Below are 17,996 nucleotides of genomic sequence, written 5' to 3' on the forward strand. Positions count from 1 at the left end.
TTTTCTCTATTTATTTTTCCTTAAACATCAGGTTCAAATCTACTTTTCCTTTAATGCCTTTCACTTTGCCGCTGTCTGTATACTGCCAAAATTTGAATTTGCCGGCATAATCCGTCTCATCGGTGTAGTGAGCCAGCCAAATGTCATAACGGGTCAGATAGCGCAAATCCAGATTTTCCAAAAGCCATGTTGGATTCCCATAAATCATCGGCGTATAGCCGTTTCTCTCAATAATCCGGCAAAATGCGTCGGCAATTTCAGTTTTATCCAGCACGCTTAAATCGTCGATTCTATGGGCGCCGGAAATTGGCTCCATATCAAAGACCACCGGATAGGTCACGCCTCTTCCTCTGATGTGGCGAATCACATACTTGGCTTCCTCTACCGCTTCCTCTACGGTCACCGCCTGCGAAAAGAAATATACGCCCACGTGGATATCCGCCTTTTTCGCACCGGAAAGATTTTCTTTAAAGCGGCTGTCCAGCGTCAAATCTCCGCCTTCATAGCCTCTGTATCCCAATCTAATCATGGCAAAATCAATACCATCCGCCTTAACCTTTTTCCAATCGATTTTTTTCTGATAATAGGAAACATCTATACCCGCCACCGTTTTGAAGTTGTCGTCTTCATAGGAAAGTCTTCCCTTTTCTTTTGAGATACCGCTCAGTTGATAATCATGCTCCGGCATAGATCTTGGCAGTCCAAGTCCGTCGTAACTTCCAAGAACCACATAAAATATGGAAAATGTACACACAAACATAAAAACCGCTGCTGCCGCTATGATAAGTTTTGCGGTCTTTGAAAGGGTCGGCATATTTTTCTTTAATTTTTTTCCAACTTTCTTCTTTTTTTTCATAAATCTATTTTACCATAATTCTCCCATTTAGTAAAAGAACATTTGACTATATCCCACTTCTACATTATTATAAATAGGACGGAGGTATACCAATGACAGATTTCGACCAATTATCCCAAGAGATTATTACATACAGAAGAGACCTTCACCAGATTCCGGAGCTGGGGTTCTACGTTTATAAAACCAGTGCTTATGTAAAGAATATTTTGTCTGCCCTTTCCTGTCAAGTAGATGAGATTGTGAAGACCGGTCTTGTTGCATACTTTGATTTCGGACAGGAACAGACCATTGCATTCCGCGCAGACATGGACGCGCTTCCGATTCAGGAAGAGACCGGTGCCCCTTACACTTCTCTTCACGAGGGCTGTATGCATGCGTGCGGTCATGATGGACACATGGCAATCATGCTGGGTTTTGCAAAACTTTTAGACAGCTACATCAAAGAAGGTCGGAAAATGACCTGCAATGCGCTGCTGCTCTTCCAGCCTGCTGAAGAAACTATCGATGGCGCACTTCGCATTTGCGGCACTCATCTGTTTGACCATTACAATATAAAAGCTATTTTCGGTCTGCATCTTTGGCCTATGCTTTCCAAAGGCGAAATCGCTTCCCGCCCTGGTCCTATGATGGCAAAGTCCACTTCCGTAGAGGTGGAAATTGAAGGCGTCAGCGCCCACTGCGGCGAACCTGAAAAAGGTCGAGATGCCCTGGAGGCCGCCTGCAAATTTATCAGCGACATCTATATGTTCAAGTCTCTCTTCGTAAAGGAACGCTGCGTTCTGAAGTTTGGAAAAATGGAAAGCGGCACTGTTCGTAATGCAATTTCCCCTTACAGCCGACTAGACGGTACTATGCGAACCTTCACCGAGGAAACGTGGAACACATTGGTTAATGCCATGAAAAATCTCGGCGAAGAGTTGGAGCATCATTATGGTATCAAATTCAAGCTGGATGTCAGCAAAAGCCACCCTGCTGTAATCAACACAGAAGATTTGTACCAGCGGGCTAAACCTCTTTTGCTGAATTTAAACTACGTGGAACTTCGTAGACCTGTCATGATTGCAGAAGACTTTTCTTTCTTTGAACAGCAAATGCCAGGCATTTTCTTCTTCCTTGGAACTGGCAGCGGCATTCCGCTCCACAGCGACAACTATGATTTTGATGACACCGTCCTCATTGAGGGCGTCAAACTGTTTGATACATTAATCAAAGGTGCCGAGCGCTAATACGCTCGGCACCTTTTCAGTTCCACTCAAAGTTTCCTGTTCAGCCATTGTTTCTTGTCTATTTTCTACCATTACTTTTTTGTAATCCACAAAATTTCCGGCGGATTTTTCTTCTGGTTGGGAAAGTCTACATGTGCCGTATGAAAACGAGACGTAGATAACTGCTCTGCAAATTTCAATAATGCGTCTTTTTCTCTCGCCCCTTCTTCATGTCCCGGGTACAGGACCAGCGTCACGATTCCGCCTGGCGCAATGATGGAAAGCGCCTGCTGCACCGCAAGCAATGTATCTTCCGTTTTGGTGGTCATTTTCTTATCGCCGCCAGGCAAATAGCCCAAGTTAAAAACTATCGCTTTAGGTGCCAACGTAGCCGCCACATTCTGTTCATTTCTTTCCTTCCATGCACGCCAGTACGTTTCCAAATTCACAAAACTGCCGCAAATAAATTCTGTATTCTCAATCTGGTTTGCGGATAAAAGCTCCCGACTTGCATGAATGGCTTCTTCCTGCAAGTCTATGGCCAGAATTCTCCCGCCCATACCTGTCGCTTGTGCCAGCGTCAGTGTATCGTTTCCATTGCCGCAAGTAGCATCAATAGCAGTATCCCCCTCCCGAAGATAGGAACGAGTGATTGTCATAGCAACAGAAACAGTTTGTGTCAAAAGATTTTCATTCATAACTCCTCCAAAAGCTGTTTTCTACAGTATAGCATATTCCTCCCCGTCTGCAAGAAAAATCACTCTGTTTTGCATACTGCCCAGCTTGATTTTTTCCGGCTGCTCTGTATGAATGGGAATTACTTTTTTCGGCGCCACATGCCGGACACAAGTCCAGATTGCTTCTTCTGAAGCATGACCAGATGTATGTAGTTTTACCGCATAACGAAAACCACCGAACATCTTTTCCAAGGTCTGCTTATGTTTTTTCAAGTATCCCTCCGACATGGAATAAATCATCAGTGATTTTTCATTGTGCCTTTCTATATACGGTTTTACCGCCTCCGCAAAGGATTTTTCGCCCCGCACCGCCATGCAGAAACCGCCTTCCTGCTGCACCTGCTGTGCCAACGCCTCCAAATACACTTTGCTGTTTTCAAACTGGTATTCCTTTGAGTTCGTTGTATCAAACTCCCGTACTGTTTCGAGAAGTTTCATCTGATAAGGGTCGCAAAAAAATGCGCCTTTGGAAAGAGACGCCTTGTGAAACACCGCCAGCCTGTCAAAATCGGTTGGACTGCACAAGACAAAAGTATAGGCAAACCGCTCCATCAGTACGCCTGCAGCTTCTCCCAATCTGCGTTCTTCTGTTGTAACAGGATTCTGATATGACAAATTCGTGCCCTCCGTAATCATCAGATCCACCGTTTCAGAAAGTGCTGCAAGCCTTTGTTCCATCTGCGCACCTTTGATACCATGCAGCCTGTAATCTCCCGTGTGCAGCACGCTCTTTCCATCCGCCTCAATCAGCAGCATATAAGCGTCAAAAGCAGAATGATCAGCCAAAATCGGCGTGATTCGTATATCTCCGATTGTAAATGTTTTCCCCTCCTGATAGGTATGCATCTTACTAATCCTGTCTGTCAGCGGGCTCTCCGCCTGTTCTTTCTCTAAAAAAAGTATTTCTTTTGCTGCCTGCCCGATATAGAGCGGAATATTCTTCGCAATGTATTCTAAAAGACCTACATGGTCGTTGTGATAATGTGTAAAAACAACTGCATCATAAGAATCGTCGATGGACAAATTTTCCGCCGGCATATTCCCCTTCGTATCTGGAAGTTGTTTTCCCATATCGATTAAAATTCTCGTCTGCCGTGTTGAAACCCCCACGATACAGCCGCCAATCTGATGGGTTCCCCGATAAATTTTTATGTTCAAGATGCACACCCCCTGCTTCATTGTAAGCGGAGAGGTAAAGGCTTATGTCTCTTTTCGAGAAAAAGGGTAAGAAAGTCGGCTACGCCGATTCTACTCAAAGGTAGACTTTCTTGATATTCCGGAAATATCAAAAATCGATATTTCCTACATAATAAGAAAAAGACTGCCGTAACAGGCAGTCTCTTCGTTCCGTTCTTTACTTTGCTTCAAAGGTTTCGTTGTAAATTTCACTGTCATCGCCGTTGAGGTAAAGCACCTGTACGGTGATACCGTCAATTTCGGTCTGTTCCTGACAGCTCTTTGCGATGTTTTCGAATACGGAGCCCATGGACTCCATCGCACCGTCAAAGTAAGACTTCATCTGTTCTACAGCATCTTCATCAAAGGTTTCATCATACTTGAAAGAATAGATAATGGTATTTTCTTTTTTCTTTCTCCTTTAACTAATATCAAAGTATTCTGCTTTCATTTCTCCATCCCTGACCACACAAAGAAACAAACGAAAGTATTTTTATTATACTACAAACATCGACAAGATTCAAGATTAATTGATTTGCTAAAAGCTGGCAATTCGCTTGTTGTAAATTCTGCCAGTACCAGAATTAGAATTACGTTGCCTTTTCTTCTTTGTTTCTGTTTTTCAGCTGACAGATACCCTGTGTCATCGTACCCATCGGGCAAAAGGTACACCAAGTTCTCGGTTTATAAAGTACCATGACGATCAGTCCCAGTAAAAGGGAGGTCAGCATTAGGCTGTAGAGTCCAAAGCTGTACTGGGCAATCCAGTCGGAAACTGTTCCCTGGCTATATGTCCAGCCCCACGGCACCCGAAACGTCCAGAAAAGTTTAATAGTTTCTTTCAGCGAACCTGCACCGGCAGCCACCAGATAGGTCTGAAACAGCATATTGCCAAACATAGTCATAAAAAACGTCAAAAATCCGTAGCGAAACCATTTAGAATACATCCAATTGGGCGTCGGTCTGTTGCGGGAACAATGGCATCCTGCACCTAATTTCTGATATAATTGTCCCCTGCCGCAATACCGGTTGCAGAACCCTTTGGTACCGCCAAAAATGGCAAAGCCTAGCGGCAGCAGAAAATCAATCATGCCCAGCCACGCGAACAAGATATTAAAAAATCCAAGTGAAAAATAAACGATGGACCAAATCCACAGCCATGTGTACCACGGTTTTTTCATTGCACCTCACCTCTTTCGATCACGGTAATACAGCCTGTCGGACAAACCTTCGCACATCTTCCGCAGCCAACGCAGGTTTCGCTGCCGCAGAACGCATAACACCCTTTAACAATGGAAATCGCGCCTTTAGGACACTCCAGCATACAAGTACCGCAGGCGACGCACCTGCTGCTGTCCACCACAGCATATTTCTTAGATTTCATGGAAACTCCCCTCTCTTATTATCTTATCACCAGGATAGCAAAAATTCTGCTTTCGTTCCGTGATCAAAGTCACCGAAAAAATACGGAACCTGTCATCCCGCCAGGTCCCGCAGTTTTTTCATATCAAGAATCCGTATCCCTTTCCTGGATACTTCGACAACGCCATCCCCGGCAAACCGTTTCAGCATTCTTGAAACCACTTCTCTTGCCGTGCCCAGATGCCGCGCAATCTGTTCATGGGTCATAGTGATCAGCATTTGATCGTTAATTCCTGCATCTTCCAGCAGAAAGAGCGCCAGACGCTGATCCATACTCATAAAGACAACCTGCTGCATAATCCACATCACGTCTGAAAATCTGCCGACTGCTGTTTCCAGTGCATAAATCTTTGCTGCCGGCACCCTGGCGCTGATTTCACCAAATGCGGATGCTGCAATCATATAGCAGTCACTGGGCTCCTCCGCCTCCACAAACACGTCAAAGGTAATGCTTTCCAGCACGCAGGACGCTGAAAGCATGCAGATTTCCCCGGGAAGCAGCCTGTACAGCGTAATCTCTTTTCCTTCCTCTGAGAGCATATATAAGCGGAGCCGCCCGCTTTTTACGATAAACAACCCCGTGCATCCGCTGTTGTCATGAACCATCTGGGCTTTCTCAAACCGTACAATGGACGACTGCTGGCAGAGAAGCGCGCGGTCTGCTGCTGTCAGCTCCTCCCAAAATGGAAAGTAGGATTGATATGCTGTTTCAAACTCGTTCAAAATCATTTACCTCCAGAATTTTTTATCATACTATCCCAGGTAATCATTGTCAATGCTTCTTTTTTTAGGATTCATCAGGGTAAACACATGAAAATCTTCAAACAGCATGACGACATTGACAAATTTCTAGAGTCTATGTATTTTTGTTAATAAATTAGCGAGCACTTTCAATAGAAAATTCATATTCTTCTCCAGCGTTGACAAAATTGACAAAAATAATATGGCTCCCAAAATTCGGACACATAGTCCACAAACACAAATATAGGGTAATTGCATTAAGCAATTTCCTTCGTGGAATAGTAGATTTCTGGTGTGACATATCCGTTTGTAGAATGTAGTCTTGTCCGATTGTAATATCCCCAAATATACTCGTAAACATCGCTGATAGCGGCTTCTTTTGTCTTGTAGCAGCTATCCAGCCATTCCACTTTCATACGTCCCCAAAAACTCTCTATTGGCGCATTATCCCAACAGTTTCCTGTTCTGCTCATGCTTCCAATCATTTTGTATTCGTTCATTTTTTCGATATATGCATTTGATGCATAGGTGCTGCCACGATCTGAATGTAGAATACAGCCCTCCAGCTGCTTCTTTCCGATTCGGTTCTTTGCATCTTCTAATGCTTCTATCACAAGTTCTTTGTCATTGCGCTCACTGATTGCCATGCCTACTATCTTACGGCCATAAAGATCCATAATTGCAGCAAGGTAAAGCCATCCTTCCTCTGTATAAATGTATGTTGTATCGCTGACCATTTTCTGATTCTTTGCTTCTGCTGTGAAGTCTCGTTTCAGTAAATTGGGGAAAATATTCACACTATCTTTTGCATTGGTTGTAACTACATGCTTCTTTTTCCCTTTTGGTACTAATCCGTTTTCTCGCATGATATGCGAGATTCTTTTTCGATTGATCGCTTTTCCATACATCTGGCTTAACTGCTTTGCAATACGTCTTGCTCCTGCTGACATACGACTTGCAATAAATAGTTCCAATACATCATGATAAATCATCTGATTTTCTTGTTCACGGTTTGAGGCTTCTCGTCCCAGCCAATCATAGTATCCGCTTTTTGAAACCTGTAGTACTTCAGCCATCTTCTTAACGCTGAATGCATCTTTGTGTTCTTGATAATCAGAACTCTGTCAATATCAAAGGGTAAAATGATGAAAAAATCACTGTCCTGACGCATATTTGTTGATAAAAATACAAAAAAATAAAGTTTTTGTCAATGTTACATTTCTCACAATCTTCCGCGCGTTTACCCTGAACAATTCCCAAAGTTTACTCGCGTTTATTTGTTATTTTATTGCAAATATATCTGCCTACTTTCCTTCGTTAATGTCTACTATATAATACTTCAAATAATCAGACTTTCCTTCCCATTTAATAGTATATTTCTTATTCAATGTAACGGACTCAGATTTCTTGCCTGTTGGCTTTTTGATTGTGCCTTGCAGCACTTCTGCACCTCTAAAATATGCGTAAATCCCATCTATTTTTCTCCCAGAATAGAAATTCTTATCGTTTACCATCACAAGAGAGTATGTAGCATCAAATCCGTTATCCTTCAGTTGTTCCATAAAGATAATATCCTTTATAAAGGAATACATCTGTTCCGGGTATTGCCCATTCATCGGATATTTAAGTTCAATCGCATATTTTTCTGTTTCATTATAAACTGCAATGTCTATTTCATGTTTAATAGTTCCTGCTATCCCAAAGAACTTTGTATTGCGTTCAAATTGCACCCTAGAATCCTGTAGCTGTTTTCTTAAAAAAATCCCCAATTCATGCTGAAGACTAGATTCATTATATATCTCAATCTGGTCATCTTCAACCATACTGATAAATTCATATAGTAATTTTTTAATCATATCCCCTTTTCCATCTTATACACCAAAGAATACAATCATCTATGCTTTTATATTTGTATTGTACCAACAACATTATTATATTTCCAAAATTGAATACTTTCAATAACATTCTTCAAAATTTCACAAGATTCACCTTTCGTCTATCTGCTGCAATTGCAGCAGATGTTAAAGATTCTATTAATACCCTCTCTTGTTATAATAGTGCTGACAAATGCGCATTTCCAACTCACTCGCATCGTCGCTATTTTCCTTTTCATCCTCTTTATGCTTTGCAATATTGCTTGTATTGCTTGCATTTACTTGTATTTTTCTGCAATCATTGATATAATATAGACAAAGGAGTGTGATCACTATGGCAAACACAACAGCTGTCTATGCCCGCATTGATACTGATTTAAAAGAAAACGCTGAAAATATTCTTCGGCAGTTAGGAATTTCTCCTTCCAGCGCGATTCAAATGCTTTACAGCCAAATTGTTCTCACAAGAGGAATGCCTTTGAATTTACAGTTACCATCCAGAAAACCAACTTCTATTGACGGTATGAGTCGTGCGGAACTCGACCTTGAACTTATGAAAGGCATCGAATCCTTAAAGTCCGGCAGCCTTACCGCTGATGAAGTGGATGCCGAACTGATGAAAGAGTTTGGTATATGAGCGAGCAGTACAAAGTCATCTACTCTCCACAAGCAGCAGATGACTTAAAAGATATTTATTCTTATATTGCATTTGAACTTTTAGTTCCAGATACTGCAAAAAATCAAGTGAACCGTATCCGAAAGCAAATCTGTTCACTTGATTTTATGCCCGCCAGATTTCCCATTGTTGACTGGGAACCCTGGCAAAGCATGAAAATGCATAAAATACCCATAGATAACTTTATAGTTTTTTACCTCATTGATTCCGATCATCTTTGCGTCACAATTATCCGTATTGTCTATGGCGGAAGAGATATCGAATTTATTGCACAGTCAGACAAAATATGAGTTTAAAGAATAGTAATTTTTTGATTCATAATAAATGTTGAATAGAATTTCAAGAAACTTTATCATTGACCAGAAACAAGCTGAAGTTATAAAAAAATCTGCCATAAATATTGAAGTTTACAGCATGGATAAATAGATGCATGACTTGAAACAGATGGTATTCTCACCGGTGCCGGTGGAAAAAAATGACATACAAGCACCATCAATAAGATTCCCGAAATGAAAAACACATCGGTAATGTCTTACTTCAAAAAACCTGTACCATAGACTTTCTTAACAAAATCGGAGCTAAGAATAACGGTTCTGTTCAGCAATACTATGTAGAAGACAATCATGAAGCTATTATTCCGAAAGAAATCTTTATGTGAGTTCAAGGAGAATTGGTGCGCAGACAAATTGTTAAGACCAGCACCAACGGGAAGAAACACAGCTACAGCTGTAACAACGCTTCTCACAAATTATCATTTGCGGAGACTGCGGTGAGATGTTCAGAAGAATCCACTGGACTGAAATGCCACGCCCGAACCATCAACAAGCTGATTCTTGAGGACGCCGTCGTCAAAGCCGTCAATCAAATGCTTGGTGATAAAAACAACTATCAAACGTAACGGCAACTCAACATTGCCACAGTTATCTGCGCTTCTCAGGCAACTGCCATAGACAGTATTAACGAGAAACTGACGACCTTGCAGCAAGAACTCATTCAAAAGACCAATAGCAAAGAGAATCTGGATGAAATAGCAGATGAGATTTTCAGAATCCGAGAACTCCACCAAACGATTTGTCAGCAAAAGAGCAGATAATCTTAGCCAATTCGAGAAGAAACTCAAAGGGCTGGGTATCGAGCATAAGCTGATTAAACCTTTTACCCCAAGACATAATGGAAAGGTAGAACCCTCACATAGAAAAGACAACGAATACTTCTATGCAACCCATACGTTCTACTCCTTTGCAGACTTTGCCGCCCAGCTAAAAGTCCATAACCGAAAGTACAACAACTTTCCTATGCGTCTACTAAAGTAGATTTCTCCTAAGGACAACTTGTTTAACTTTTTCGGTGTAACATACAAACCTTTATTTTACTTTTGCTTTGTGCCTTTTGGCTTAATCATTTATTTAATTTCTGATGCGATGGTTGAATCCTTGATTTTGTTCCCATCTCCAACAGAAATGCTGTTATCGTTATAACACAAAACGAGGATTCTCCTATTTATCGCCTCGATTTCTTCTACGGATTTTGCTGTGGTATCAATATCTAGTTCATCTAAACATCCAAATTCCTTTTCCAAAATCATAAGCATATCCAGGAGTTTGTTTTCAATCATTGAGAAAATGTTGCTAACAATATGCTCACTGACAATAACCCTTGCCGATGTGATTATCATGTACGGGTCGTTATTGAATTGTGCAATAGTGGAGAAACAATCGGCAGGGATGGTCTTAGAAATTTCAGTTCCTACCGCTTGGCTTTTCTCATCTAACTTCTTCAATGCTTCAACACTCTCATGAAACTCAACACTTAAAAGAAGCTCCTTAATATCATCTGGCATTTTCCCCAAAGGGATTGATACATTGTTCCAATTCATGTGGTTTGCCATTGAGCCTTTAAAATAGGAACCCTTTAAACTCCCATGAACTTTTCTGTACGAGGGGACGGTTGCATCTTCTGGGTATCCAGAAATTTCATGGTCAAGCCATCTCAAAATTTCGGTATTCTCCAAATCAGAAACAAGTACCTTGGTTCTCTTTAACGCTGTGATCGTATCAACCGAACCGTTCGCAAGATCTTTAATGATTTTACTTTTTGCCATCATAACACCCCCTCAATGAACTTGACAATATCAGCCCAGAAGGAAAAGATGAGGATGACACCCGCAATAACAGAGACAATTATGCCACCGATTATAGGATGCTTTTCGTACCAACTTTTCTTGGGAAATTCCATGTTGCCGTTCACAGTATTGGCAATAGTGCTGCTGCTAATCTTATTGTTGTTTCCAATTTTGATATTCATAATCTCATTTCACCTCATTTCAATTTTTCGCAACAGAATAATAGTTTTCATAATTTAACAACAATGTTATTCCAAAAAATATTTACTATTTTTCATCACCACTAAGGTGTTTCAATCTCTTGCGAACCATGGTTTCTGCAAACGCAAGTTGCCTCAAAAGTGTATCAACCGTTATCTTACATTTTTCATAATTGCTTTCACCATATTCACCGGCAAACAAAAATTTTGCCATATCAGACCACAAAGGCATATCGTCTTGCATTTGTTTAACAACAGATGTAAAGGCATTAAAAACTTCCTGTGGAATATATGATTGATGAATTAGATTCTCGTTCTTCAAATGTTTTGTTAATTCGCAATATCTTTTAAAATGCTCTCTAAACGCCTCACATTGTCTTTCTCGGTCTGCATGCTCATCATATTTTAGATAATAAAGCAAGTCATGTTCCAGAGGGACGAGCTCAGCGATTATAGGCTCTAATTTTTCATAGAATCTCATTTCACGATTTAATAGTATTTCATAAGCTTTTGTCGAACGCTCTAACTTGTTTTTGAATTTTTCAAGATTCTTCTCAAGCGAAGACTCAATTCCTGTTTCAAAAAGTTTTATAAGTAGTCCTTTGAAAATAGTCAATACTCCAATCAAAACAACAGTGCCACCACCAATGGCAACGATTAGACTTTCTAACCATTCAGGCATAATTTTCACCTCATTTCAGCCGCTCACACAGCGGCAGCAGTTCTTCAATTTTAGTAACGATGCGTTTCCGCTCCGGAACCCAGATAGATCCATATCCTTCAGCGAGAATTCTACTCGCACTTTCTTCAATAGGCAGCATTGAAATAACCACCATCTCAACCCGTAATAGGTATTTCAGGGAATTGGGCATCGTAGAAATGTTTCCGCTTTAGCGCCATCATCTCGCCCCGGAGTCAGCACATCATTTCTTTGCGTTTTTCTCTAATTCCAGCATGTATTTATCGAAGTCGGACATAAACAATCGGTCCTGAATGACACGGTATTTTTCAAATTCTGTTTCAGCCTTTGCCCTGGCAATTTCTGCTGTGATTTTGCCTGTATCCTGCAAAACTTCTCTATCATCTGCCATCAGGAATAAATCCAGTCGCTTCGCCCAGTCCTCCATTGTCATCGGAATATGGCGTTCTGCACGGTCCTCCGCTAAATCCAGATAAGCTGATACAATACGCTCCAGTGAACGCATTTCCTGCTCGCTTAAATAATTCTTCGCAATGCTCACATCACTTTTTACAATCTTTCCTTCCGGTGCTACTGCCCATGTAGTTAATCCCATGTGTGGCTTATCTGCATCTGCACGCTCGTAAATTAACTCTGCTGCTGTATGTCCATGCACCGCATAATGCATTTTATTCTGCACCTTTGCAAAGAACTGTTTGGTTGTTTTCGCAGTTCGGTCATATTTCAGACGTTCATCATCCATGACCCAGCCTTTGATAGTGTAGTCCTTTGCAATCTGATTTACCTATTTACGAAACTGAACTGCACGCTCAGAATTGACCTTAAAACCTACTGCAATAATCATTTGAAGATTGTAATGCTTCGTATCACGAGTAACCTGACGGGAACCTTCGGTTTGAACTATCCGGAAATTCCGGATAGTTGCATCTTCCTCAAGTTCAGAATCGGAATATATCTTTTTAATGTGCTCATTGATTGTACGAACATCCACATCATACAATGTGGCCATCATCTTTTGTGTTAGCCATATATTCTCATCCTCATAGCGCATCTCAATGCTGTTCTGCTGGTCGCCAACAGAGGCAACATAAGTTAAGTATTCCGCTGCGCTAGAACGGATGGCTATTTCATCTTTTTTCTTTTTCACAAATGTTTCCTCATTATTTCCGCTCCAGCATCACAATACATTCCGTATGTTTCGTCCAAGGGAAATTATCAAAGGGCTTCGCATACTTCACCACATACCCGTTATAAACAAACTGCTGCAGGTTCAGCGCCAGACTCTTTGGGTTACAGCTGATATAGACAATCTGCGGCACGCCATAGCTGATGATTTTTTCTACTGCATCCATGCTCATGCCCACCCTTGGCGGATCAACCACGATGACTTCCGGCTTTTCATCGATACTGCTGAGCACATTGAATACATCGCCGGCAATAAACTTACAATTAGAAAGCCCATTGAGCTCTGCGTTGACTTTGGCAGCCTCCACGGCTTCCTCCACCAGTTCCACGCCGGTGACCTCTTTGGCTTTCAACGCCAACACCTGGCTGATGGTACCGGTGCCGCAGTATAGGTCAAAGGCTTTCTTTCCCGAAAAGTCGTCAATCAAAGCCAGCGCCTCGCTATACAGCCGTTCCACCGCCTCTACATTGGTTTGGAAAAATGAAAAAGCGCTGACCTTAAACTTTAGACCCAGAATTTCTTCCATATAGTAATCTCTGCCCCAAAGAATTTTCAGTTCCTCGCAGGTCACCTTGTCAGCAATGTTGTCGTTTAGGGTGCGCAAAATGCCGACAATCTGATTTTGTAGCGACAGTCCTTGCAGCCCCTTTACATAATCTTCCTCGTCAAAGCCCGCTTCCCTGCTCGTCACCAAATTGATCAAAAGCTCTCCAGTGCGAATGCCTTTACGAATCACCAGATTGCGCAAAAGACCCTTGTGGGATTTTTTGTTATAATGCTTATAATTGTGAGCTTGGGCAAATTCCAGATTGAACTTCAGAATCTTGTTAAAGTCCTCATCCACAAGCTGGCATTGATCCACAGTGATGATAGACATGAAATTCTTTTTCTTGTGCATACCGAGGCAGGTCGGTCCATCTTTTACAAAATCTCCAAAGGTGTACTCCATCTTGTTCCTATAACGATATTTATGATCTGCCGGGCAACCTTCAATGGCATCAAATTGCTCTGGCTTAATACCTCGATCTGCAAAAAAGCCTCTGACCTCTTCTTCTTTTTGTGTAAGCTGCTGCTCATAAGGAATCCCCTGATAAATACAGCCTCCGCAAAATTCATCGTGTACACATATTTTAAAATCTTCCATATTTATCGTAAAACTCCTTCTTGTATTCTAAGAATCTATCCTCCTCGATAGCAGTTCGAATATTTTCCATCATCTTCAAGAGAAAGTGGATATTGTGATTAGACAGCAGCATCGCAGAAAGCATCTCATCCGCCTTAAATAAATGACGCAGATACGCTTTGGAATAGTTGCGGCAAGTATAACAATCACATTCCGCATCCAGCGGCGAAAAGTCACGCTCGTATTTTGCATTTTTGATGTTGACTCTGCCATGACTGGTCATACAAAGCCCATGACGGGCAATTCTGGTTGGAAGCACACAGTCAAACATGTCGACCCCTCGTTCTACCCCTTCAAAGAGATAGTCCGGCGTTCCTACTCCCATGAGATAACGGGCCTTTTCCTTCGGTAAATAATCTACACAGTCATCCAAAATGTCAAGCATCAGTTCCTTCGGTTCCCCCACGGAAAGTCCGCCGATGGCATAACCCGGCAAATCCAGCGCAACGATTTCTTCCGCACTTTGTTTTCTCAAATCCTTATACATGCCGCCCTGCATAATACCAAACAAAGACTGTCTTTCAATATCCTTATGAGCATCTTTACAACGCTTCAGCCACCTGGTAGTTCGTTCCAGAGAATTCTTTACGTAAGTTCTATCCGCAGGGTAAGGCGCACACTCGTCGAACGCCATCATAATATCAGATCCAAGGGCATTCTGAATTTCTACTGCCTTTTCCGGTGTCAGCATATGGCGGGATCCATCAATATGACTCTGAAATTTCACACCCTCTTCGGTAATTTTCCGAAGCTTGCCCAGAGAAAACACCTGAAAACCGCCGCTGTCAGTAAGAATCGCTCGGTCCCAGTTCATAAACTTGTGCAGCCCCCCCGCTTCTTTGACAATATCATGCCCCGGGCGCAAATAGAGATGGTACGTATTGGATAAAATAATGTTCGCGCCCATTTCCGCAACCTGCTCCGGACGCATTGCCTTAACCGTTGCCTGGGTGCCAACCGGCATAAAAACAGGAGTCTGTATATCTCCATGAGGCGTATGTACAATCCCTCTTCGAGCCTTAGTTCTCGAGTCAGACTTTAATAATTCATAAGTAACTGCATGTTTCATATTTGATATAATTCCTTTCTTTTCGTTGCAGTAATTCTTTACTATTATACACTACTTTCTTCTTTTTCCATAGCTTGAATTTTTTATTTTTTAGTGATATGATAATTGCAGAATAAATGCAATTGAAGGGAGCTAATTATCATGATTAAAGAAAACGTAGCACATCTTTTAAACGACCAGATTAACAAGGAACTTTATTCAGCCTATTTGTATCTGGAATTCTCTAACTTTTATAACGATCAGGGCTTAAACGGCTTCGCCAACTGGTACATGATTCAGGCGCAGGAGGAACGCGATCACGCTATGCTGTTTATGCAGTACATGCAGAACAACGACTTGAAAGTTACTTTAGACTCTATCGCAAAGCCAGATGCGGAACTTAAAACCAACATGGATCCGCTGTCAGCAGGTCTTAAGCACGAGAAATACGTGACTGAGCTGATTCACACCATTTACGATGCAGCTTACGAAAATAAAGATTTCCGCACCATGCAGTTCCTTGACTGGTTTGTTAAAGAACAGGGTGAAGAAGAAACCAACGCAAACGACATGATTAAGAAAATGGAACTGTTCGGCAACGATCCTAAGAGCCTGTATCTTTTAGATCAGGAAATGGCAGCACGCACTTACAGCGCACCGTCCCTTACTTTATAAAGATAAAAACCGCTTGCACTTTAAATGCGACTTATGCGCACTGCAAGCGGTTTCTTTGTCTTATTATTTATTCTATCAGCATCGCATCGCCGTAGCTAAAAAAACGGTACTTTTCAGTTACAGCAAGTTCATATGCTTTTAAAATCTGATCTCGATTATACATCGCTGAAATCAGCATAAGCAGCGTGGACTTCGGCAGATGAAAATTCGTGATCAATGCCTCAACAACCTTGAACTGGTAGCCAGGATAAATAAAAATACCCGTACTTCCTGCCCCAGCCCTCACTAAAAACTTCCCGCTGGCTTCATCCATATAAGCAGCACTTTCCAAGGTTCTAGTAGAGGTTGTACCTACAGAAACAATTCGCCCCCCTGCCAGAATGGTATCGTTAATCGTCTGTGCAGTTTCTTCATCTACTTCATATTCCTCAAAGTGCATGTGATGATCTTCTACATTCTCACACTTCACTGGTCTGAAAGTGCCGATTCCTACATGAAGGGTCACATAAGCCAGCCTAACACCCTTTGCTTCGGCTTTTTTAAGCAATTCTTCTGTAAAATGCAGACCAGCAGTCGGCGCAGCTACAGACCCCTCTTCCTTACAGTAAACTGTCTGATACATATCCCTGTCTTCTGCTGTACTTTCTCGTTCGATGTATGGAGGCAGCGGCATTTTCCCCAGTGCTTCAAGCCGCTCCATAAAAATGCCCTCATAAAAAAACTCCACAATACGGGTGCCGTCTTCGCCATAATCCAGAATGTTGGCACTGAAATTTTCTCCAAAAGAAACGCGGTCACCAGGCTTCAGCCGTTTCCCCGGCTTTACCATAGTCTCCCAGCGGTCACCGTCAAGACGCTTAATCAGCAAAAATTCAATCTTTGCTCCAGTTCCCGCTTTCTCTCCAAAGAGCCTTGCTGGAAGCACTTTGGAGTTATTCATAACCAGACAATCCCCTGGCTGCAAATAATCCAGGATATCATAAAAATGTTTATGGTCTATCGACCCTTTTTCTCTATTTAATACCATAAGCCTGCAGATATCTCGCTGCTCAGAAGGTCTCTGCGCAATCAACTCCTGCGGCAAGGTATAATCAAAGTCATCTATTCTCATGGTCTAACTGCTCCATTTAAAATAAAGTTTCTTGAGATTCTTCGCCTTCATCTGCACCTTTCGCAGCATTCTCAGATGTCTCGCCCGGATATTCCAGTCCCATGTGTTTATATCCCAGCTGAGATACCATTCTGCCTTTCTGGGTACGGTACAAAAGTCCTGACTGAATCAAATAAGGCTCGTAAGCATCTTCTATGGTGACTCGTTCCTCACCAATGGATGCCGCAATAGTGTCAATGCCTACAGGACCACCGTTAAAACGTTCGATGATAGCCGACAGAATTTCCCTGTCCAGACGCTCTAGTCCTAACTTATCAACCCCCAGCGCCTGCAGCGCCATCTGGGTGATTTCCTCAGTAATCATGCCCTGTCCCCGCACCTGTGAGAAGTCCCTGATTCGTTTCAGTAAACGGTTAGCAACACGGGGCGTGCCCCTGGAACACCTTGCCATCTCTAGCAACGAAGCTTCGTCTGTATCGACACCGAGAAGCCCCGCAGAACGCTTAATAATCTCTGCCAGCTCGTCGTTGGTGTAAAGTTCAAACTTACTGATGACACCAAATCTGTCGCGCAGCGGCGCCGATAAACTCCCCGCTCTGGTTGTGGCTCCAATCAGCGTAAACTTTGCAATATCCAGTCTGATAGAACGAGCTGACGGACCCTTTCCGATAATGATATCAAGAGCATAGTCCTCCATAGCGGAATAAAGCACTTCTTCTACTGATCGGTTCAATCTATGAATTTCGTCAATAAATAAAACATCGTTCTCGTTGAGATTCGTTAAAATGGCAGCAAGATCTCCAGCTCTTTCAATAGCCGGCCCCGAGGTAATCTTGATATCCACTTCCAGTTCATTGGCAATAATCCCCGCCAGCGTTGTCTTTCCCAGGCCTGGAGGACCATAAAACAGCACATGGTCTAGAGGTTCTCCCCTCAGTTTCGCTGCTTCAATAAAAATCTTTAAGTTTTCTTTTGCAGTCCTCTGTCCGATAAAATCATCTAAATGCTGCGGACGCAGGGTTGTCTCCTGCCGCTCTTCCATAAATCCCATTGCACCCGACTGGGTAATTCTCTCTTCCATCAT

General features: G+C 42.2%; 24 protein-coding genes and 1 pseudogene. 6 read left to right on the forward strand and 19 right to left on the reverse strand.

What is annotated here, in order from left to right; translation table 11 throughout:
- Positions 1-10 precede the first annotated feature (10 nt).
- Positions 11-856, reverse strand: coding sequence for a glycoside hydrolase family 25 protein (locus tag V1225_RS10360; protein WP_338546351.1), 846 nt, complete (start codon positions 854-856; stop codon positions 11-13).
- Positions 857-948: 92 nt separating this feature from the next.
- Here V1225_RS10360 and V1225_RS10365 point away from each other — a divergent pair, with 92 nt between their 5' ends.
- Complete coding sequence (locus V1225_RS10365; RefSeq protein WP_161908438.1) at positions 949-2,082, forward strand: M20 family metallopeptidase; 1,134 nt, start codon at positions 949-951, stop codon at positions 2,080-2,082.
- Positions 2,083-2,153: 71 nt separating this feature from the next.
- On the opposite strand, the gene V1225_RS10370 is transcribed toward V1225_RS10365, so the two are convergent.
- The 8 genes and pseudogenes from V1225_RS10370 to V1225_RS10405 form a co-directional block, all read right to left on the reverse strand.
- A complete protein-coding gene (locus V1225_RS10370) occupies positions 2,154-2,759 on the reverse strand; it encodes a class I SAM-dependent methyltransferase (protein WP_338546352.1) in 606 nt (201 codons plus the stop codon).
- A gap of 21 nt (positions 2,760-2,780) precedes the next feature.
- A complete protein-coding gene (locus tag V1225_RS10375) occupies positions 2,781-3,956 on the reverse strand; it encodes an MBL fold metallo-hydrolase (RefSeq protein ID WP_338546353.1) in 1,176 nt (391 codons plus the stop codon).
- Between the two features lie 196 nt (positions 3,957-4,152).
- The gene (locus V1225_RS10380) at positions 4,153-4,371 is read right to left on the reverse strand and encodes a DUF4854 domain-containing protein (protein ID WP_338548177.1); all 219 of its coding nucleotides are present in this window, start codon (positions 4,369-4,371) and stop codon (positions 4,153-4,155) included.
- A 193-nt stretch (positions 4,372-4,564) separates the two neighbouring features.
- A complete protein-coding gene (locus V1225_RS10385; protein WP_338546354.1) occupies positions 4,565-5,155 on the reverse strand; it encodes a 4Fe-4S binding protein in 591 nt (196 codons plus the stop codon).
- A complete protein-coding gene (locus V1225_RS10390; protein ID WP_160201330.1) occupies positions 5,152-5,358 on the reverse strand; it encodes a 4Fe-4S binding protein in 207 nt (68 codons plus the stop codon). The genes V1225_RS10385 and V1225_RS10390 overlap by 4 nt, the downstream gene beginning before the upstream one ends.
- Before the next feature lie 92 nt (positions 5,359-5,450).
- The gene (locus V1225_RS10395) at positions 5,451-6,119 is read right to left on the reverse strand and encodes a Crp/Fnr family transcriptional regulator (RefSeq protein ID WP_338546355.1); all 669 of its coding nucleotides are present in this window, start codon (positions 6,117-6,119) and stop codon (positions 5,451-5,453) included.
- A gap of 275 nt (positions 6,120-6,394) precedes the next feature.
- Positions 6,395-7,234: pseudogene (locus V1225_RS10400) on the reverse strand (IS3 family transposase); the annotation flags it as partial.
- A 207-nt stretch (positions 7,235-7,441) separates the two neighbouring features.
- Positions 7,442-7,993, reverse strand: coding sequence for a hypothetical protein (locus tag V1225_RS10405; RefSeq protein ID WP_338546356.1), 552 nt, complete (start codon positions 7,991-7,993; stop codon positions 7,442-7,444).
- A gap of 352 nt (positions 7,994-8,345) precedes the next feature.
- Here V1225_RS10405 and V1225_RS10410 point away from each other — a divergent pair, with 352 nt between their 5' ends.
- The 4 genes from V1225_RS10410 (at position 8,346) to V1225_RS10425 (ending at position 10,000) form a co-directional block, all read left to right on the forward strand.
- Positions 8,346-8,648, forward strand: coding sequence for a type II toxin-antitoxin system RelB/DinJ family antitoxin (locus V1225_RS10410; protein WP_161908431.1), 303 nt, complete (start codon positions 8,346-8,348; stop codon positions 8,646-8,648).
- Entirely contained in the window at positions 8,645-8,977 is a 333-nt protein-coding gene (locus V1225_RS10415; RefSeq protein ID WP_338546357.1) for a type II toxin-antitoxin system RelE/ParE family toxin, read from the forward strand. Before V1225_RS10410 ends, V1225_RS10415 begins: the two co-directional genes overlap by 4 nt.
- A gap of 383 nt (positions 8,978-9,360) precedes the next feature.
- The gene (locus V1225_RS10420) at positions 9,361-9,585 is read left to right on the forward strand and encodes a hypothetical protein (protein ID WP_338546358.1); all 225 of its coding nucleotides are present in this window, start codon (positions 9,361-9,363) and stop codon (positions 9,583-9,585) included.
- A 136-nt stretch (positions 9,586-9,721) separates the two neighbouring features.
- Complete coding sequence (locus tag V1225_RS10425) at positions 9,722-10,000, forward strand: integrase core domain-containing protein (protein WP_338546359.1); 279 nt, start codon at positions 9,722-9,724, stop codon at positions 9,998-10,000.
- 89 nt (positions 10,001-10,089) lie between these two features.
- On the opposite strand, the gene V1225_RS10430 is transcribed toward V1225_RS10425, so the two are convergent.
- The 8 genes from V1225_RS10430 to tgt all read right to left on the reverse strand — a co-directional run bounded on the left by V1225_RS10430 (position 10,090) and on the right by tgt (position 15,147).
- On the reverse strand, positions 10,090-10,788 hold the full coding sequence (locus tag V1225_RS10430) for a hypothetical protein (RefSeq protein WP_338546360.1): 699 nt from the start codon (positions 10,786-10,788) through the stop codon (positions 10,090-10,092).
- The gene (locus V1225_RS10435) at positions 10,788-10,991 is read right to left on the reverse strand and encodes a hypothetical protein (RefSeq protein WP_338546362.1); all 204 of its coding nucleotides are present in this window, start codon (positions 10,989-10,991) and stop codon (positions 10,788-10,790) included. Before V1225_RS10435 ends, V1225_RS10430 begins: the two co-directional genes overlap by 1 nt.
- An 85-nt stretch (positions 10,992-11,076) precedes the next feature.
- Positions 11,077-11,691 (reverse strand): hypothetical protein, encoded by a 615-nt coding sequence (locus V1225_RS10440; protein ID WP_338546364.1) that lies wholly within the window; start codon positions 11,689-11,691, stop codon positions 11,077-11,079.
- Positions 11,692-11,701: 10 nt separating this feature from the next.
- Complete coding sequence (locus V1225_RS10445) at positions 11,702-11,830, reverse strand: hypothetical protein (protein ID WP_338546366.1); 129 nt, start codon at positions 11,828-11,830, stop codon at positions 11,702-11,704.
- Positions 11,831-11,932: 102 nt separating this feature from the next.
- The gene (gene rhuM, locus V1225_RS10450) at positions 11,933-12,451 is read right to left on the reverse strand and encodes a RhuM family protein (RefSeq protein ID WP_338546367.1); all 519 of its coding nucleotides are present in this window, start codon (positions 12,449-12,451) and stop codon (positions 11,933-11,935) included.
- A 42-nt stretch (positions 12,452-12,493) separates the two neighbouring features.
- A complete protein-coding gene (rhuM, locus tag V1225_RS10455) occupies positions 12,494-12,856 on the reverse strand; it encodes a RhuM family protein (protein ID WP_338546368.1) in 363 nt (120 codons plus the stop codon).
- Between the two features lie 13 nt (positions 12,857-12,869).
- On the reverse strand, positions 12,870-14,039 hold the full coding sequence (rlmD, locus tag V1225_RS10460; protein ID WP_338546370.1) for a 23S rRNA (uracil(1939)-C(5))-methyltransferase RlmD: 1,170 nt from the start codon (positions 14,037-14,039) through the stop codon (positions 12,870-12,872).
- Positions 14,026-15,147 (reverse strand): tRNA guanosine(34) transglycosylase Tgt, encoded by a 1,122-nt coding sequence (gene tgt / locus V1225_RS10465; protein ID WP_338546371.1) that lies wholly within the window; start codon positions 15,145-15,147, stop codon positions 14,026-14,028. Before tgt ends, rlmD begins: the two co-directional genes overlap by 14 nt.
- Positions 15,148-15,288: 141 nt before the next feature.
- Between tgt and V1225_RS10470 the strand changes: the two genes are divergently transcribed.
- A complete protein-coding gene (locus tag V1225_RS10470; RefSeq protein WP_338546374.1) occupies positions 15,289-15,801 on the forward strand; it encodes a ferritin in 513 nt (170 codons plus the stop codon).
- 67 nt (positions 15,802-15,868) lie between these two features.
- On the opposite strand, the gene queA is transcribed toward V1225_RS10470, so the two are convergent.
- Together queA and ruvB are read right to left on the reverse strand one after the other, a co-directional pair.
- Positions 15,869-16,912: a tRNA preQ1(34) S-adenosylmethionine ribosyltransferase-isomerase QueA gene (gene queA / locus V1225_RS10475; RefSeq protein ID WP_338546376.1), complete on the reverse strand. Its 1,044-nt coding sequence runs from the start codon at positions 16,910-16,912 to the stop codon at positions 15,869-15,871.
- Positions 16,913-16,928: 16 nt separating this feature from the next.
- Positions 16,929-17,996, reverse strand: a complete 1,068-nt coding sequence (gene ruvB, locus V1225_RS10480; RefSeq protein ID WP_338546378.1) for a Holliday junction branch migration DNA helicase RuvB — start codon at positions 17,994-17,996, stop codon at positions 16,929-16,931.

The organism is Emergencia sp. JLR.KK010 (assembly GCF_037018265.1).
GTDB classification, from domain to species: Bacteria; Bacillota; Clostridia; order Peptostreptococcales; family Anaerovoracaceae; genus Senimuribacter; species Senimuribacter intestinalis.

Excerpts from the sequence above, each read along its gene's own strand:
- V1225_RS10360 (WP_338546351.1), bottom strand. The coding sequence starts at position 856 with ATGAAAAAAAAGAAGAAAGTTGGAAAAAAATTAAAGAAAAATATGCCG.
- V1225_RS10445 (WP_338546366.1), bottom strand. The coding sequence starts at position 11,830 with ATGCTGCCTATTGAAGAAAGTGCGAGTAGAATTCTCGCTGAAGGATAT.
- tgt (WP_338546371.1), bottom strand. The coding sequence starts at position 15,147 with ATGAAACATGCAGTTACTTATGAATTATTAAAGTCTGACTCGAGAACT.
- V1225_RS10425 (WP_338546359.1), top strand. The coding sequence starts at position 9,722 with ATGAGATTTTCAGAATCCGAGAACTCCACCAAACGATTTGTCAGCAAA.
- V1225_RS10370 (WP_338546352.1), bottom strand. The coding sequence starts at position 2,759 with ATGAATGAAAATCTTTTGACACAAACTGTTTCTGTTGCTATGACAATC.
- V1225_RS10415 (WP_338546357.1), top strand. The coding sequence starts at position 8,645 with ATGAGCGAGCAGTACAAAGTCATCTACTCTCCACAAGCAGCAGATGAC.
- queA (WP_338546376.1), bottom strand. The coding sequence starts at position 16,912 with ATGAGAATAGATGACTTTGATTATACCTTGCCGCAGGAGTTGATTGCG.
- V1225_RS10430 (WP_338546360.1), bottom strand. The coding sequence starts at position 10,788 with ATGGCAAAAAGTAAAATCATTAAAGATCTTGCGAACGGTTCGGTTGAT.
- rhuM (WP_338546367.1), bottom strand. The coding sequence starts at position 12,451 with ATGGATGATGAACGTCTGAAATATGACCGAACTGCGAAAACAACCAAA.
- V1225_RS10390 (WP_160201330.1), bottom strand. The coding sequence starts at position 5,358 with ATGAAATCTAAGAAATATGCTGTGGTGGACAGCAGCAGGTGCGTCGCC.
- ruvB (WP_338546378.1), bottom strand. The coding sequence starts at position 17,996 with ATGATGGAAGAGAGAATTACCCAGTCGGGTGCAATGGGATTTATGGAA.
- V1225_RS10470 (WP_338546374.1), top strand. The coding sequence starts at position 15,289 with ATGATTAAAGAAAACGTAGCACATCTTTTAAACGACCAGATTAACAAG.
- V1225_RS10440 (WP_338546364.1), bottom strand. The coding sequence starts at position 11,691 with ATGCCTGAATGGTTAGAAAGTCTAATCGTTGCCATTGGTGGTGGCACT.
- V1225_RS10405 (WP_338546356.1), bottom strand. The coding sequence starts at position 7,993 with ATGATTAAAAAATTACTATATGAATTTATCAGTATGGTTGAAGATGAC.
- V1225_RS10410 (WP_161908431.1), top strand. The coding sequence starts at position 8,346 with ATGGCAAACACAACAGCTGTCTATGCCCGCATTGATACTGATTTAAAA.
- V1225_RS10365 (WP_161908438.1), top strand. The coding sequence starts at position 949 with ATGACAGATTTCGACCAATTATCCCAAGAGATTATTACATACAGAAGA.
- V1225_RS10435 (WP_338546362.1), bottom strand. The coding sequence starts at position 10,991 with ATGAATATCAAAATTGGAAACAACAATAAGATTAGCAGCAGCACTATT.
- V1225_RS10385 (WP_338546354.1), bottom strand. The coding sequence starts at position 5,155 with ATGAAAAAACCGTGGTACACATGGCTGTGGATTTGGTCCATCGTTTAT.
- rlmD (WP_338546370.1), bottom strand. The coding sequence starts at position 14,039 with ATGGAAGATTTTAAAATATGTGTACACGATGAATTTTGCGGAGGCTGT.